At 60.2% G+C, this 1,447-nt stretch carries 2 protein-coding genes; one reads left to right on the forward strand and one right to left on the reverse strand.

Going from position 1 to position 1,447, the window contains the following annotated elements; translation table 11 throughout:
- Window positions 1-1,088 (forward strand): DEAD/DEAH box helicase (locus AAAB16_RS00700; RefSeq protein ID WP_340661600.1); only part of this gene is annotated, 1,088 nt, incomplete at its 5' end.
- Window positions 1,089-1,106: 18 nt separating this feature from the next.
- On the opposite strand, the gene AAAB16_RS00705 is transcribed toward AAAB16_RS00700, so the two are convergent.
- Window positions 1,107-1,447, reverse strand: a 341-nt coding sequence (locus AAAB16_RS00705) for a TetR/AcrR family transcriptional regulator (protein WP_340661601.1), incomplete at its 5' end; no start/stop codon positions are given.

A 1,447-nucleotide genomic window follows, 5' to 3' on the forward strand; every position in this document is an offset into this window, starting at 1 on the left:
GCCCAACCCGCGAACTGGCCGAGCAAGTGCACGAAAGCATCCGTGTGTATGGCCAACATCTGCCGCTGAGCACCTACGCGGTGTATGGCGGCGTCAGCATCAACCCGCAAATGATGAAGCTGCGCAAAGGCGTGGATATTCTGGTCGCCACGCCCGGTCGCTTGCTCGACCTATTCCGCCAGAACGCGGTGAAGTTCAACCAGCTGCAAACCCTGATTCTCGATGAAGCCGACCGTATGCTCGACCTCGGCTTTTCCGAAGAGCTGCGCGATATTTACGCCGCGCTGCCGAAAAAGCGCCAAACCCTGCTGTTCTCCGCGACCTTCTCCGACGCCATTCGCGCCCTGGCCAGCAACACCCTGAATGACCCACTGAGCATCGAAGTCAGCCCGCGCAACGTGGCGGCCAGCAGCGTCAAGCAGTGGATTATTCCGGTGGATAAAAAACGCAAGCCGGAGCTGTTCAAGCACCTGCTGAAAAAGCACCGCTGGGGCCAGGTATTGGTCTTTGCCAAAACCCGCAATGGCGTCGACGAACTCTGCGAAACCCTGCAAGCCCTGGGCGTAAATGCCGACGGCATCCATGGTGACAAGCCGCAGGCCACGCGTCAGCGCGCGCTGGATCGCTTCAAAACGCGCGAGATTCAAATCTTGGTGGCCACCGATGTGGCCGCCCGTGGCCTGGATATCGACGACCTGCCGCTGGTGGTCAACTTCGACCTGCCGATCGTTGCCGAAGATTATGTGCACCGCATTGGCCGTACCGGCCGCGCGGGCAACAGCGGCCAGGCGATTTCGCTGGTGTGTGCTGATGAAGTGAACCTGTTGTCGGCCATCGAAGTGCTGACCCGTCAAACCCTGCAACGCAGCGAGGAGCAAGACTTCGAACCCGAACACCGGGTGCCGTTGACCGATCCCAGCGGCCAGGTGCTGAAAAAACCGAAGAAGCCAAAAAAACCGAAAACCGGCGGTGGGGGCGGCAAGAAAACCCTGGGCAAATGGACCGAAAGCGCCGAGCCACTAGAGGCTCCGGTTAAAGCCATTCGCAAAGTGCCCAGCTTTAACACCGGGCCGCGCAAGAAAAAATAACCGCGGTCAGCGCTGCCTTCAGGCTTGCAGGTAGCGCTGCGCCAAAAACTCGGCTGTGCCCCGTGAGTCGTCTTGCATGTGCGGGGTCACCAGCATCATCACTTGAAACACCACCAGGCGACTTTCGCCGCTGTTGCCCAGGATGCGTTGGTAGTCGAGGGAGAACAGCAGGGTCAGGGTGATCTGTTCCACCACCAGTCCCAGCGCCTGGGTATCGCTGACCACATGCCCTTCGGCTTTCAAGCCGCCGAGCAGCGCCGCCAAGGTGCGTTTCAGGTTGTTCAGCCACAGGCGAATGCCGCGCGCCAGTTTGGGCAAGCGGCTGGCGAGGTTGGAGAGGTCTTGGAAGAGGAAGCGGT

The organism is Pseudomonas sp. (assembly GCF_037994325.1).
In the GTDB taxonomy this organism is placed as follows: domain Bacteria; phylum Pseudomonadota; class Gammaproteobacteria; order Pseudomonadales; family Pseudomonadaceae; genus Aquipseudomonas.